Origin of the sequence: Henriciella sp., assembly GCF_049649345.1 — a bacterium.
In the GTDB taxonomy this organism is placed as follows: Bacteria; Pseudomonadota; Alphaproteobacteria; order Caulobacterales; family Hyphomonadaceae; genus Henriciella.
Map to the genome: position 1 here is coordinate 1 of NZ_JBARZC010000392.1, position 15,637 is coordinate 15,637.

General features: G+C 59.0%; 11 protein-coding genes. 3 read left to right on the forward strand and 8 right to left on the reverse strand.

Annotation, left to right across the window (positions count from 1 at the left end; translation table 11 throughout):
- The 4 genes from WA989_RS10605 to WA989_RS10620 all read right to left on the reverse strand — a co-directional run.
- The coding region (locus tag WA989_RS10605) for a TIM-barrel domain-containing protein (RefSeq protein ID WP_424340467.1) at positions 1-1,875 on the reverse strand (1,875 nt) is incomplete at its 3' end.
- Between the two features lie 151 nt (positions 1,876-2,026).
- Entirely contained in the window at positions 2,027-2,794 is a 768-nt protein-coding gene (locus WA989_RS10610) for a hypothetical protein (protein ID WP_424340468.1), read from the reverse strand.
- Positions 2,795-2,917: 123 nt separating this feature from the next.
- Complete coding sequence (locus tag WA989_RS10615) at positions 2,918-3,400, reverse strand: hypothetical protein (protein WP_424340469.1); 483 nt, start codon at positions 3,398-3,400, stop codon at positions 2,918-2,920.
- 34 nt (positions 3,401-3,434) lie between these two features.
- Entirely contained in the window at positions 3,435-6,275 is a 2,841-nt protein-coding gene (locus tag WA989_RS10620) for a flavodoxin domain-containing protein (protein ID WP_424340470.1), read from the reverse strand.
- 342 nt (positions 6,276-6,617) lie between these two features.
- Between WA989_RS10620 and WA989_RS10625 the strand changes: the two genes are divergently transcribed.
- Complete coding sequence (locus tag WA989_RS10625) at positions 6,618-8,630, forward strand: TonB-dependent receptor plug domain-containing protein (protein WP_424340471.1); 2,013 nt, start codon at positions 6,618-6,620, stop codon at positions 8,628-8,630.
- Between the two features lie 131 nt (positions 8,631-8,761).
- Here WA989_RS10625 and hutU read toward each other — a convergent pair whose 3' ends face one another.
- The 4 genes from hutU to hutI are packed head-to-tail and all read right to left on the reverse strand — an operon-like array spanning position 8,762 to position 13,986.
- Positions 8,762-10,426, reverse strand: coding sequence for a urocanate hydratase (gene hutU, locus WA989_RS10630; RefSeq protein ID WP_424340472.1), 1,665 nt, complete (start codon positions 10,424-10,426; stop codon positions 8,762-8,764).
- 10 nt (positions 10,427-10,436) lie between these two features.
- Positions 10,437-11,255, reverse strand: a complete 819-nt coding sequence (hutG, locus tag WA989_RS10635) for an N-formylglutamate deformylase (RefSeq protein ID WP_424340476.1) — start codon at positions 11,253-11,255, stop codon at positions 10,437-10,439.
- Positions 11,255-12,793 (reverse strand): histidine ammonia-lyase, encoded by a 1,539-nt coding sequence (gene hutH, locus WA989_RS10640; RefSeq protein ID WP_424340473.1) that lies wholly within the window; start codon positions 12,791-12,793, stop codon positions 11,255-11,257. The genes hutG and hutH overlap by 1 nt, the downstream gene beginning before the upstream one ends.
- Positions 12,790-13,986, reverse strand: a complete 1,197-nt coding sequence (hutI, locus tag WA989_RS10645; protein ID WP_424340474.1) for an imidazolonepropionase — start codon at positions 13,984-13,986, stop codon at positions 12,790-12,792. Before hutI ends, hutH begins: the two co-directional genes overlap by 4 nt.
- A gap of 86 nt (positions 13,987-14,072) precedes the next feature.
- Between hutI and WA989_RS10650 the strand changes: the two genes are divergently transcribed.
- Entirely contained in the window at positions 14,073-15,467 is a 1,395-nt protein-coding gene (locus WA989_RS10650; protein ID WP_424340475.1) for a formimidoylglutamate deiminase, read from the forward strand.
- On the forward strand, positions 15,467-15,637 hold a 171-nt coding region (locus tag WA989_RS10655; RefSeq protein ID WP_424340477.1), incomplete at its 3' end, for a GntR family transcriptional regulator. The genes WA989_RS10650 and WA989_RS10655, both read left to right, overlap by 1 nt.

The following is a 15,637-nucleotide window of genomic DNA, read 5'->3' on the forward strand; positions in this document are numbered from 1 at the left end:
ATCAGGGTCGGCTCCGCTGCGCTCGCCTTCATACACGGCGCGCGAATTCATCAGCACGAAGGAATTGTAGTATTGCGCAGCCGGGCCCATCGCCGTCGGGCCCATCCGGAACTGATGGTCGGGATGCGAGACATTGGAGTGCATGTCAGGCTCGGTCGCGTCCATCCACCAGGCATCGAACTCCTTGGTGTCCAGTTCGGACTGCATCTGGTCCCAGAATAGCTCGCGGCAGGTTTCGGAGTAGGGGTCGACGAAGGCATTGAGATAGCCGGGGCCGACCCAGTCGAGCGCGCCGCGCTCGATATTGCCGCGATAGATACAGCCGGCCGCGTCGAGTGCCTTGTAATTCTCCGTCGTCGGATAGAATTTCGGCCAGACCGAGATCATGATCTGCGCATCCATGGCATGGACCTGGTCGACCATTCCGGCAGGATCGGGAAAGCGCTCGGCGTCAAACTCGTGCGATCCCCACGAATCCTCGGGCCAGTAAAACCAGTCGAGCACGATATTATCGATCGGGATCTCCCGGGCGCGATACTCGGCCAGGACATCGATCAGCTCCTGCTGGTTTGTGTAGCGCTGGCGCGACTGCCAGAAACCATAGGCCCAGCGCGGCAGCAGCACCGCCTTGCCGGTCAAATCGCGATAACCCGCGATGACATCGTCGCCCGTCTCACCATGGATGAAATAGTAATCCATCAGCTGCGCGACCTCCGATGAGAGGGTCAGCTGGCGCGGATCGGCGTCGGTGCGCGGCCCCAGATGGCGGACGCGGAAATAGCCATCATTGGCAGCCCATTCCACGCGCACATCCTTCGCCTCGCCCGGCGTCATCTCCAGCTCGAAATTGAACTGGTAGGGGTTCCAGTTCTGCCGCCACCGATCAACGACCGTCTCGCCATCGACTGTCACTGTAATGTAGCTGGACGCGTAGACCTGGAACTTGTGAAGCCCGGCCGTCTCGGCCTCGATCGACCCTGTCCAGACCACCTTGTCAGGCGACTGCGTCCCGAGCGGGGCGGGAAAGACATCGCGCACCGACTGGCCCGTGGCGAACTGGTCCGCCGGCAGGTATTCATAATCCGGATCGCCTTCGCGGGTTTCGGCGACCACTTCGCCATCAAGATAGTATCGGCCGGTCAGACCGCCCTCGCTGCCATCCTCTCCTCGCACAATTAGCGTGTCATCGAGCCCGCCCCACGGGCGCGGATCGCCAAAACGCGTGATCGAGGACTGATCCCACAGGATGCCATAGTCACCGGTTGAGACCACGAAAGGCATGGCGATCGAGATATTGTGCTGGGCGAGTTCAACATTCTCGCCATTGTAATTCATCTGGCCCATCTGCTGCTGGCCGAGGCCGTAGAACCCCTCCGATACATCGGCGTCGAAATCCTGCTGGATTGCATAGAAGTTTTTATCGTCCAGCGTGAAGGAGGAGAAGGACCGCCCACCATGCTCTGACAGGATCGGCGTGCCGTCTGCCTCGAGGAAGGACACCTGACCGGTGCTGCGATCGACACGGGCCGTCAATGCGGACGTCGTGACCAGCACTGCATCCTGAACCTCCTCAACGGTAAACGCATCGAAAGGCGCAGACGCGACAATCATGAGGCTGTCATCGCGCGCGAAGTCACCATCCGGATCGGCGAGCACGCGGATGATCTGCGGCGAAACGGGCTCGATGCGGACGGGTGCGGCGCCTTCGGCGACCGGAATGACGGTGATGCCGGTCTCATCGCGCTCCCAATGCGCGACGGGTTGGGCTTCGGCGGCAATGCCCGGCGCGCTGGACCGCTGCGCATTGTTTGCATTCGTACAGCCTGCCGCAACCGCGATGGCGCAGAGCGCAATAGCTGTGTTGATGGTGCGCATATGATGTCCTCCCGACCGCTTTTTTTTATTCTGTGTCAGTGTGACACCGACTTCAAGCTGGCAGTATCAAGCGACCCGGTGCTCGGCATACTGAAAGAGCGGAATAGGGGTGTCGTCAGACCAGTGCAAACGCGTCTCTTGTGAGGGGCGGTTACTTCAGTTGCCCGGTCCAGGCCAAAACGATGCCGGCAGCGACGCTTTGCGACGCAAAAGCGCTGGACGCACCCGCATTATCGTACCTGCGAACAAAACTGTCCTGGTCGGCCCATTCGGCGCGGATATAAGTGCCGAGCAGGACCGTGCGCGACAGCGGATACAAGGCGGCGCCTTCAATGCCTGCGTAGGACCGGCTTGCGCCCCCGCCGCCCGGCTCGACCAGACCGACACGGCCGCGCAGGTCAAACTCCCAGTTTCCGGCCTGCCAATGGGGCCCCGCTGTCAGTTCCAGCCCCCGGTCATTGGTGTCGGCATCGACAAATCCGGCGAGCTCCGGAGCAAGCGGCAAGTCCAGCGCAATTGCGCCCGCCACTTCCAGCGACGGTTCGCTCTCTTCGCCCGGATAGGTCAGCCAGTTGGCGGAAACGTCGGCTTCATAGCCACGACCTGACCACGCAAATCCGGCCGTGTAATCCACCTCATCATCATAGGCAGACTGGTAAGGCCCGACGGGTGTGAGGCGGTATAAGGCGACATAGAGTTGACCAGCCTCGAGCGCGAAGTCGGCCCCCAGATTCAATTCGACCGCCGTATCGCTGATCTGTTCGCCCCGGTCGATCCCGATTGTGGAGGTGCCAATGTCGGCATAAAGCGTGACGGGCTCAGGCCAGGCCGACAGGGGCAAGGCAAGGCTGACCGCCAGCGCGCCAAATTCACGGTACCAATTCTGAAAGTAGTGAAACGCTTGGTTTGCAAGGGGCATGGGTTTCCTCCAGCAGGGAATAGACTGCCGTCACGCCTGGCTATGCGCGGCGCGCAAAACTGCTTGATTGTCGTATGGGGTGCGCGTTGGCGGCCCCCAAAAGGAGGCCGCCCGCTTCGGGATCTAGTCCGGGATTTCGATAAGGCCGGGTTCGAGCGTGTAGTAGCCCGCAACGTCCAGTGTCACAGTAGACGGCTCATCCGACGTGTTCGCAAAATACCAGCCTTGGCCGCCCGTCATGGGCGATATGAACTGACCATGCGTTGAGCCGACGTCATCCTGCTCGCGGTAAAAGAAGACCGCCTTGCTGTCATCCGACTGGCCATGAAACTCCGAGATAACTGTGCCGGTCGCTTCGATGGAGTATATCAACACATCTCCGGCATCCATGGATACCTTGTATTCGAGGCGAGACCCGTTTTCGCCCTCGGGCGCGAGATCGAACGTGAAAGTGTCGGTCGAGAAGGCTGCATCGTGAGCTTTCTCGACATTGATGTGAGGCATTTCGCTGGTCCGCAGATCGCGGGCCTCATCTTCGTCTGCAAAAGCCGGGCTGGTTGTTGCTGCCAGCAAGGCTGCAAAGCTGATTGCGATGTGGCGTTTCATATGGATTCCCTTTTTGTTGAGGTGGAGGTAGTGACTAATAAACGTCGCGGCGATAGCGCCCCGACGAGGCGAGATGCTCGAAAATGTCTTCGCCCAGTATATCGACGAGCGCCTCATGGACGGCCGGGGCCATGCCTTCGAGACTGCCGCACACAAGTATGGCGGCCCCGTCTGACACCCATTGCCGGAGGTCGGCTGCGGCATCACGCAGGTGATGCTGGACATAGCGGCGCTCTTCCTGATCGCGAGAGAAGACCAGGTCAGCGCGCTCCAGAACGCCCGACTGCAGCCATCCGTCGATCTCTGTCTGGTATGGCCGGTCGAAGGCAGAGTTGCGTTCGCCGAAGATCAGCCACGCGGGCGCCGCGTCATCTGCCGCCCGTTTTTTGAGGTGGGCGCGCAGTCCGGCAATGCCTGTTCCATTGCCGATGAGGACAATCTTTCGGTTCATCGATGGGGCATGGAACCCGGCATTCTCGCGGATACGAAGCGGCAGGGCGTCGCCTGGCTGAAGTGAATCGATCAGCCAGGCCGAGCCGAGCCCCTTTTGCCCATCAGGGTGGAACATTTCACGGACGAGAAGATGAATCTTGCCATCCATTGGTAGCGAAGCGATGGAGTATTCGCGCAGCGGCAAAGTTTCAGGTGCGTCATGCTCTGCGTCACCCATCGCCAGCTGGGCGATATCGCCGGCATACCAGGACGGTAGTTTGCCGGCCGGCTCGAACTCAAGGTGATAGACAGCTTGCCCCTGGCTTCCTGGGTTCACACACTCACGGCGCGAGAGGATCCAGGGCTTGAAGGGCGCGCGCTCCAGGTCGATCTGGCTCTGAACGCCCGTGATTTCGGAAAGCTGACCGGCCCACTCGCGCAGCGAAGCCTCGTCCAGTTCATCGACGCAGATCGGGTCGTGAAGGCGGGAGGCGCTGTTCCCCGCGAGCCAGTGGTCCACTTCGAGGCCAAACTTGCAATAGGCTCCATGCCCCAAGCCGCCGAGCGCAAGCAAAGCATATTGCAATGTCGAGAAGTCGGCAGACGCCCGCATGTGACGCCGCTGGAAGGGAATGACATTGTCAGGCGGGTCGCCATCACCGGCAGTCGAGACGATGAAGACAGCACGCCTGTGAGCGGCAATCGAGGCCGGCGTAAGCGTCGCCATATCCTGGATACGCACGGACAAATTTGCTGCCTCAAGGGCGCGCGCCGTCTGCTCGGCCAACTGGCGAGCTGAGCCGGTCTGCGTTGCATAAGCAATCAGGACGGCGGCGCGGCTGGCAGGTTGCGGCGCATCGCCGGCGGCCTCTTCAGCTATGGCCTGACCTTCAGGCCCCGAGCCAACCGGAACCAGCCCTACACGCTGCAATCTGCGCCAACCGATCACCAAGGCCGTAATCGACAAGGCGAGACCGGGAATGGTGGTGAAGAAGAGTAGAAAATCCCACCAGGGACGGTTATCGAGCAGCCATTTGAAATCAAGATCGTGAATGGCAACAACGGTCCAACGATCAATGCGCGACTCATTGTTCACAAGACCGAGTATCTCGCCTGTGTCCGGATCTATGTGAAACCAGGACTGTTCCGGATCATCGAAGCGAACCCGAATAATCGGTGTTTTCTTTGGATAGAAACCTGAATGCCAGTACTCGTCGCCGTCCGGCAGAAAGTCTGCCTGAGTGACCTCATGGTCAGGCATCATCGAACCGGCGGCAGCTTCGACCTGGGCGAGTGTGAGCGGCTCGACTGATCCGTCTTCAACCCGGATGACTTTGGCCGGCGCATTACCGTTCTCCATCACGGCAAACGGTTCACCCCCGATCCTGCGAAACGTGATGCGGCGCGCATCCTCTGCCTCGGCAAGGGCGGCGGTCGTACCAAGCGCAAATTGGGTCGACGTATCGCCCGCATAAGCATTGTGCTCGGACTTGGTGATGTAGCGCGTCTCAAGAACGCCCCCCGGATACATCGTCCAGAAACCAGTGATGATCCAGAGCGCGAGGAAGAGGCCTCCCACCACGCCGAGAATGTGGTGCCACTTCATCAGCCCCTTGAATGGCGAAACGGACCCATTGGCATATTTGGCCCGCAAACGAAGCCGGTCTATCCCGACCCAGAGTCCGCTGAGCGCAACGAAGATACCAATGCCTGCAATGATATAGACGCTCCAGGCCCAGAGACCTGTGTCATGTCGAACAAATTCGAAATACAGCCAATGCGGAACAGCGCCGACATAATTCCATAAGCGTTCAGTCTGCACAGTATCTAGCACGATCTCGCCGCTCGCGATCGACACGTAATAGTGGGTGTTTTTCGCATCGTTGAGCTGGACGACGTGAAAGGGGCGCTCCTTGTTCCAGTACCCTGTGACAGTCCACTGGTCGCTTCTGAGATTGGCTTTCTTCAGCGTGGCCTGCGGATTTCCCGTCTGGTCGCGAACGATCTCGACCGCCCGCTCGGGCGAAACGCCTTTGATCGGTTCGCCCGTATCGGCCGCAACGGTATGATGCTGTCCGCTCCAGTCGGTGATCCGGTAGAACGGTCGGTCGGCCGACATTTCGAGCCGCATGCGATCAGGAAATTCGTTCAGACCAGCGGCAGAAAGCGCCTCGCCGGGCGTCGTATTGATGTTGTCAGCCTCGACCGGGGCCAGCACGCTAAGCCTGTCATCCAGCGTCATCGCCGGAAAACGGACATAGGCAAGCACAATTCCGCTGGCGAACCACATTACAAAGAACAGGCATGCGACGACGCCCAGCCAGCGGTGAATCCAGATTATCCATCTCTGGAAAGTTGCCTTGAATGAGCCCGTCGCTTGAGCGCGGCGCGTGGCCGCGACGGTTTCAGAGCCTCGTTCCTGCTGGGTAATATCGGAGGACATGGCGCCTTTTCCTTCCGGGGTTTCCACCAAGTTTCACACAGCAAAGCAAACCGAATAAGTATATGCAAATAAATTATATGCCTGTCTCTCCTCAGGCTCGGGGCAGTTGGCATGTGTGCACAATTCAGCGCCCCAAGTGACTAATTCTATAGCATCCAGTGCAAAAAATGCCCCCGGGACGCGGATGTGGCGTGCTCCCGATTGACGACGTTTCGGCCGCTTTGTTGTCTATACATATTAATAAGTGTCGACTTGACGCTGAGGGGATAACCCGACGAGGCCAAGCGGCTGTGCGAGCAGAAAGGGGAAACCATGTTTAACCGCACCGAAAAGACTGTCCTCATGAGACAGGCGAGCCTGAGGGCTATTGCAATTGCGGGGCTGATGAGCCTCGCGGCGATGCCGAGCGCGATTGCGCAATCGGAGGCCCTCCAGACTGAGGATGAAGAGGCCACTATGGAATCCGTTCTGGTGACGGGTACCCAGCTTGAAGAAGACCTTGCAATCGAGCTGTCAGAATATGGCAACCGCCTACAGATAATCGACAGCGAAGACCTGGTTAAGCGGGCGATCGGTGATGTGGCCACGGCCCTGCAATTGCTTGCTCCGTCACTCTACATCCAGCCAAAGGCGGGCGCTTTCGACTATGTCGACATCTCGCTGGAAGGATCCCGGACGAGTGAGGTTCTCTGGCTCATTGACGGTGTGCGGATCAGCAACCGTCTCTACAATGGCACCACGCCGCTCGATACGATCCCGGCCGCCATGGTTGAGCGCATCGAAATCCTCGAAGGGGGGCAAGGGCTGTTCTACGGCACGCAGTCTGTCGCAGGCGTCGTGAACGTCATTACAAAATCGCTGAAAAGTGGCGAGACTGACGGCCAGTTCATGGCCGGTGTCGACACGAATGGGGGCGAGCACATTTCCGGCAATGTGCGCGGCGCCGCCGGCCCGCATGAATTTGTTTTCTTCGCGTCCAGCGATACGTCTGAAGGCTACCAGCCGATCCCGACGGAAGATTACCAACCAAGCGCCACCGATCGCGAGCGTGGCTACGACGTGCTGACCATGGGAGCAAAGTACGGGATCGATATCACCCCGGACATGCGCTTTTCTGCAAATTACCAGAACACCAAGGCCCGCCTCGACTTCGCGCGTCCAGACCTGATCAATCTCTATTACAATGAGCGCGACGAAGACATCATCAGTGCCAAGTTGGACTGGGAAGCGACCGACACATTCGGGGTCTATCTCAAGGGTTATTATCACTCTTGGGATACGACGATTGATCGCTACAACAATTCGCTGACCGATCCCGGCGAGGTCATCCAGACCGCCGATAACGTGTACTGGGGATATGAGGATTTCGGCCTGAACATCCTCTCGAAATTCGCTCCGGGCAACGGCATCGAGGTCTATGCCGGCTGGGACTATCAAAACTATAATGGCCGCGACGATGTGCTGCTCATCGATGAGCAAACTGAATCCGTGCACGCGCCCTTCGTCCAGCTGCGCACCACGGAAGACATGTTCGGCAAGCTCAAACTGGCAATCGGCGCTCGCCACAACATGCCCAAGTCTGGAGAAGGAATTACCATCTGGAACGCCAGTGGTCAGTACGATTTCTCCGAGTTCCTTTTCGCTCGCGCGACATTCGGCACGTCTTATCGTCTGCCGGATGCCTATGAACTGTTCGCGATCGACCCTTGCTGCACCCAGGGTAATCCTGACCTCAAGGGTGAAGAAAGTACCAACTTCAACGGCTCTGTAGGCGGTTTCTTTCCGCTGGGAGGCAATGATGGATCCTGGGAAATCGTGGGGTACTACCGGGAGGTGGACGACCTGATTGCTAGTGCTCCTGGAGCTGGCGGCCAGCGCGTCTTCCAGAACAGCGATGGCAAGACGGAAGTCACGGGCGGCCTGGTTGCGATAACCCTTCCGTTCACGGACGCCTTTTCGGCAGATGCTTCATTCGGGTTTACCGAAGCCGAGGGCTCGAATGGTCAGCAAATAGACAGCGTTCCGGAATCGACGGCAAAACTGGGCGTTAGCTATGATCCGGAAAGCTTGCCAATCGGGGGCTCGCTGAACTTCAACTATTTCGGCACGACCTATGACACACTTGGTGTCGGACGACAGGAATATGGCGACACGCTAACTGTCGACCTCTCGGCCTTCTTCACCTTCGGGCCGGAAGATCGCCACAGGATCACTGGTCGGGTCCAAAACCTCTTCGACGAAGAATACGTCACCCGGTTCCAGCAGGTCACGCCGGATGGTGGTGGTGATCCATATGCGGCCCGCTTCGTCGGCGTTCCGCAGACCCTTTACGTGAAATACGGCTACAGCTTCTAACGTAGGGCCCTCCTCCTTATCACGGCTAGAAGCAAAAGAGAGACGCCGCTCCGGCAAGGGGCGGCGTCTTTCCAATTTTGGGGGGCTTGCCAAGAGCGACAGACGGAAGGCGCCATTATGGCGGGGCCGTCTCAGTCCAGGCTTGGCAAATCGAGACCCTGCTCATGTGCGCACGCAATAGCCTCGTCATAGCCAGCATCTGCGTGCCGCATCACACCCGTTGCCGGATCGTTCCACAGCACCCGTTCTATTCGACGTGCCGCATCATCGGTTCCGTCGCAGCAGATCACCATGCCGGAATGCTGTGAATACCCCATCCCGACGCCGCCGCCATGATGCAGCGAGACCCAGGTTGCCCCGGATGCTGTGTTGAGGAGGGCGTTCAGAAGCGGCCAGTCAGACACAGCGTCTGACCCGTCCTTCATGGCCTCGGTTTCCCGGTTGGGCGAGGCAACAGAGCCTGAATCGAGATGATCACGGCCGATCACGACAGGCGCCTTCAGCTCGCCTCTCGCAACCATCTCATTGAAAGCCAGACCCAGACGGTGCCGGTCGCCCAGCCCCACCCAGCAGATCCTGGCCGGTAGCCCCTGAAACTTGATTCTCTCGCGCGCCATGTCGAGCCAGTTGTGTAGATGAGCGTCATCCGGGATGAGCTCTTTCACCTTCTCGTCTGTGCGGTAAATGTCTTCAGGATCGCCGGACAAGGCCGCCCAGCGGAACGGCCCGATACCCCGGCAGAAGAGCGGGCGAATATAGGCCGGCACGAACCCCGGAAAGGCAAATGCATCGGCGAGGCCTTCGTCAAATGCGACTTGTCGAATATTGTTGCCGTAATCGACGGTCGGAACGCCGCGTTTCTGGAATTCGAGCATGGCGGCGACATGTTCGGCCATGGAGGCGCGCGCAGCTTTCTCCACGCGCTTTGGATCAGTTTCTCTCGCCGTCTTCCATTCGTCGAGCGACCAGCCTTTCGGCAGATAGCCGTTGACGGGGTCATGAGCCGAGGTCTGGTCCGTCAACAAGTCGGGCAAGATACCGCGCTCCAGCAGCATCGGCAGCATTTCGCTGGCATTACCAAGCAGGCCGATAGATCGGGGGGGTCCCGACTGGCAGCTCTCTTCAATCATACTAAGAGCTTCGTCCAGATTGGCGGTGTGGGCGTCCAGATAGCCCGTGCGCATTCTCATATCGATGCGGGAGGCGTCGCACTCAATGGCAAGGCATGAAGCTCCTGCCATGACAGCGGCCAGGGGCTGCGCGCCGCCCATGCCGCCAAGTCCGGCAGTGAGCAGCCACTTGCCCGTCAGATCCACATTGTAGTGCTGACGCCCCATTACAGCGAAGGTCTCATATCTGCCCTGAACGATGCCCTGAGCGCCAATGTAGATCCAACTGCCAGCCGTCATCTGGCCGTACATCATGAGCCCTTTTTTATCGAGCTCATTAAAATGATCCCAGGTCGCCCATTTCGGAACGAGGTTTGAATTGGCGATCAGTACGCGGGGCGCATCGGCATGGGTGCGGAAAACACCGACGGGTTTTCCCGATGGCACGAGTAGCGTTTCGTCGGATTTCAGGCGTTTCAGCGTCGATACGATCGTCTCGAATGCCTGCCAGTTTCGCGCTGCCCGGCCAATGCCGCCATAGACCACCAATTCCTCAGGACATTCAGCAACGTCCGGATCGAGATTGTTCATCAACATGCGCAGCGCCGCTTCGGACTGCCAGGTCTGCGCGCTGATCTCTGTCCCATGCGGCGCACGTATTGTTCGCGCGTTGGCACGATAGGTCATCGGGTACTCCTCACTGATTTTCGGCGAATTCCAGACAGGCCGTCAGGATCTGTCTCAATGTCTCTATAAAGGGTGCGGCCCGCTCGACCTCAAAAGGAACGGGCCAGATATCGTCGCCCACGTCTCCGAGAGGTTCGTCCAGATATCCGCGGCAAGCCAGTTCCATTTGAATAGCGTGGACGTTTCGATCAGGCTGTCCGTAGTGGCGCGTCGTCCAACCACCCCGAAACCTTCCATTTCGAACCGTTGGCTTGCCGGATCGCACGCAGATGTTTTCAACCGCATCCCCCAACACCAAGGAGCAGGTCTGGTCGTGGTTGGTGCCGATACTGAAAATGGGAAGCAGGTCATCGAACAGCCGGGGAATTTTCGAGCGGATCGAGTGTGCATCATAGAGCACAACCTGGCCATGATCGGCGATAAGCCTGTCGATCTGCTGCTGTATGGCGTCATGGTAAGGCTGATGGTAGGCGGCGCGCCGGCGTGCGATTTCGTCTTCGCCCGGTTCATGGCCGTCCCGATAAAGCGGCTCTCCATCAAATGTCGTGAGAGGGCATAGTCCGGTCGTCGTCTGCCCTGGATACAGAGACGCACCGGAGGGGTCACGGTTCACGTCAATGATGGAACGCGAAATTGACGTCCGGATCGTGGTCGCGCCAAGATCCACAGCGAAGGCGTATAGCTGGTCAACCCACCAGTCGGTGTCCTTGCGCGCCCGGGAAAGCGAAAAGAATTCCGGCGAAATATCATCCGGGACGTGCGTGCCTGTATGCGGGAAGGTCACGATTAGAGGCCTGTCGCCGCGCTTTATCTCAAGCCAGTCTTCCATCATCGGCGGACAACTTCCGGCAAGTCAATCTCGACGGCTGAAGCGATCTCTCCGCAGCATACTAGCGAAGCAGCCGCTTCGATATCGGGATACATCAAGCGGTCATCATCAAGCTTGGGCACTTTCGCGCGGATGACGGCGCGCGCCCGTTCAAGAGGGGCGCTGGACATCAGGGGCCGATGGAAGTCACACCCTTGTGCGCCCGCGAGTAACTCGATCGCGAGGACGTTGTTGGCGTTCGCGATCATCCGCATAAGCCGCCGCGCGCCATGTGCCGCCATTGAGACATGATCTTCCTGGTTCGCCGAGGTCGGGATGGAGTCGACGCTCGCAGGATATGCCATTTGTTTATTCTCCGACACCAGGGCCGCCGAGGTCACCTGCGGGATCATGAAGCCCGAATTCAGCCCTGGATTTGGTGTGAGAAATGCAGGCAGTCCGGACAGTGCAGGGTCAACAAGCATAGCCGTGCGGCGCTCCGAAATGGATCCGATTTCGCACACTGCCATGGCCATCATGTCTGCTGCGAATGCGACAGGCTGGGCATGAAAATTACCGCCGGATATCGCTTCGCCGGTCTCTGCAAATATTAGAGGATTGTCAGAAACGCCATTGGCTTCGGTTTCAAGGGTCGCGCCGGCCTGCCTGAGAAGCGTGAGCGTGGCGCCGGCGACCTGTGGCTGACATCGAAGGCAGTAGGGATCCTGAACACGATTATCATTGTCTAGATGCGAGGCGCGGATTGCCGATTTGGCCATGAGGGCGCGAAGGGCTGCTGCACATTCAATCTGGGTGTCGTGCCCTCGAAGCAGGTGAAGGCGATCATCGAAAGGGCTGTCAGATCCTTTCGCCGCTTCGGTCGAAAGCGCGCCGGTGATCAGCGATGTCTGCAACAATCGTTCTGCCTCGAACAGACCGGTAAGGGCGCAAGCGGTAGAAAACTGGGTTCCGTTAAGAAGCGCCAGTCCTTCCTTCGCTGCCAGCGCCGCCAGGGGCTTCAGGCCAGCCGCTTCCATGGCTGCAGTCGCAGGCATGCGCACGCCGCCAAAATTGGCGTCTCCTATGCCAATCATGGTGCAGGCCATATGAGACAGCGGCGCAAGATCGCCGGACGCTCCCACCGATCCCTGTGACGGGACAATCGGCAGAACGCCCTTGCAAATCATGCTCTCTAGCAGCTCGATCGTTTCCAGCTGAACGCCGGATGCCCCTCGCGCCAGGCTGGCGAGTTTCAGAACCATCATCAACCGCACCACTGCGTCCGGAAGCGGATCGCCCACGCCAGCGGCATGCGAAATCACAATGTTTCGCTGTAGAACCTCGAATTGGTCATCTGGTATACGGACAGAGGCCAGTTTTCCGAACCCTGTATTGATCCCATAAACTGGATCGCCCTTGGCCACGATATTGGCGACGGCACGGGCGGACTTAAGAATCACGTCATGACATGCCGGGTCGAGCTTGATGGGGGCGCCCTGCCAGATGAGGCGCCACTCGGCGACGGATATGTGGCCAGGCCTGAGAATGACTTTCTTCATCGCCCACCCCGCACACGCTGATGCAGCTTGTTGAGGCCTATATTATAAACAAGTTCAGCGGGGCTCTCGATGTCCCAAATGGCAAGGTCGCATTGCTTGCCTGCCTCCAGGCTGCCGGTCTTGTGCCCAATGCCAAGTGCGGTTGCGGCATGACAGGTCACCCCTTTCAGGCATTCTTCAACCGTCAAACGGAACAGGGTCGCCCCCATATTCATGGCAAGAAGAATGGAGGTGAGCGGCGAGGTGCCGGGATTACAGTCGGTCGCGACAGCCATCGGCACTCGATACTTCCTGAGCAGGTCAAATGGCGGCAGCTTGGTGTCGCGCAGGAAATAGAACGCGCCTGGCAAGATTGCGGCGACTGTGCCCGCTTGCGCCATAGCGCGCACCCCGTCCTCGTCGAGATACTCTAAATGGTCGGCCGACAGGGCGGCGTATTCTGCGGCGAGTTGCGCCCCATGGCTGTTCGACAATTGCTCAGCATGCAGCTTCACGGGCAGGCCGGCATTGCGTGCGGCCAGGAAGACACGCTCGGTCTGCTCTCGGGTAAAGCCAACTGATTCACAGAAGGCATCCACCGCGTCGGCGAGGCCAGCGCTTGCGGCTTGAGGAATGATTTCCTCGCACACAAGTTTGATAAACTCATCGGGCCGCCCGTCAAATTCGGGCGGAAGCGTATGGGCGGCGAGCAGGGTGGTGCGAATGTCGACGTCGCGCCGTTCGCCGAGCGATCGGGCGGCTCTTAACTGCTTGAGCTCATGGTCAACATCCAGCCCATAGCCGGACTTGATCTCAATCGTGGTGACGCCTTCCGCCAGTAGGGCATCAAGACGTGGGAGCGCGCCTTCAACCAGTTGTTCCTCGCTCGCCGCCCTTGTCGCGAACATGGTTGATCGTATGCCTCCGCCGGACTGAGCGATCTCTTCATAGGTCGCGCCTTGCAGGCGCATCTCGAACTCTCGTGCGCGGCTGCCCGCATAGACGAGGTGAGTATGGCAATCGATGAGGCCGGGCGTGATCCAGCGCCCCTCGCAATCGATCGTCTCTGTATCGCTGGCCGGGGGGGCGTCTGATGACGGGCCAGCAAAGACGATGCGTCCGTTTTCTTCAACGATCATTCCGCTGTCGATGACCCCCAGTTCGGGACGGGCGGCCGACAAGGTTGCCAGTTTCGCATTTGTCCAGATTCTCATATGACCCGTTTCGCCCCATCGAATTCGTCAGTTGCCCAGATTGCAGCTAATGTCTATACATAACAATGTAAATTGGGAAGCGTCCATTGGTCAGTGTTCAGGCATCAAAATCGACACGTATTTCGCACACTCTGCAATGTGGACGGGCGCTGCTGCCTGAAGGATGGGCAGAGAATGTCGAGATCGATATCGCCGACGGCATAATCCACGCGATCAGGACAGATTGCGCCGGGATCTCTCAATCGCGATCCAGTGTGGCGGCAGTGTCCGGCCTTCCGAATCTGCACTCCCACGCATTTCAGCGCGCAATGTCCGGACGCACCGAGTTCAGGCAGTCATCCGGAACGGACAGCTTCTGGACCTGGCGCGAGCAGCTGTACAATTTCATTCGTGTCGCAGCCCCGGAGGACATCGAGGCGATTAGCGCGCTGGCATTTGCAGAAATGCTTGAGGGCGGCTTCACCCGGGTCTGCGAATTCCATTACTTGCACAATGATCCTGCGGGCTGGCCCTATGCAGATCCGGCTGAGATGGCGGGTCGTATCGTCCAGGCGGCCGAGGCTGCGGGCATCGGTCTGACCTTGCTTCCCGTGTTTTACGCGCAAGCCGGCTTCGGCGGACAGCCTCCATCGGACGGCCAGAAGCGGTTCCTGAACGCGGTGGACTCGTTTGACCGATTGATCGATCGGGCCGGGAGACACTGTGAGAGGCTTGAAGGCGCCGTGCTCGGTGTGGCGCCTCATAGTCTTCGTGCGGTAACACCTGAACAACTGGCCGCGGTGTGCGCCTTACAGCCGAATAGACCTATACATATTCACATCGCAGAACAGGTGAAGGAAGTCGAAGCCTGCCTGGAGTGGAGCGGGGCCCGGCCCGTCGAATGGCTGCTTGAGCATGCAGACGTTGATGATCACTGGTGCCTGGTACATGCGACGCATACGAGCGAAACTGAGCAGCGGCAGCTAGCGATGAGCGGTGCAGTCGCCGGCATTTGCCCGGTTACAGAGGCCAATCTGGGAGACGGCATTTTTGACCTGCCTGTTTTCCTGGAGGCAGGCGGGCGCTTCGGGGTCGGCTCCGACTCGAATGTATCGATCGATGCCTCGGACGAGCTGCGACTGCTGGAATACGGCCAGAGGCTGCGCTTCAGGCAGCGAAACGTGATCAACACTGGCAGCGGAGGCTCCTCGGGAAGAATGCTCTATGAGGCAGCCCTGGAGGGCGGAAATCGAGCCTCTGGAACATCCGCGCAGCTTGCGCCTGGCCACTCCGCCGACATTCTGGTGCTTGCGCCGTCCGAAGTCCTGCCGGCCACGGACGCAAACGACGCAATTCTGGACGAATGGGTGTTCAGGCGTGGGAAAGCGTCTATATCTGAGGTTTGGGTTCGGGGGGGTCGTATGGTTGAGCAGGGACGGCATGTCAGGCGATCGGAGTTTGAAGCTGGCTTTCGACGCGCTCTCGAAAGGATTCTGAGCTGATGCCGCTGTCTTCCAGGCCGAACACGGCACCCTCAAAAAAGACCCTGCACGATTCCATTCGCAGCGCCATCGAAGACCGGATACTCTCCGGAGAGCTCAAGCCTGGCGATCGCATCCCGTTCGAACACGAGCTGATGGAAACCTATGGCTGCTCACGGATGACAGTGAAC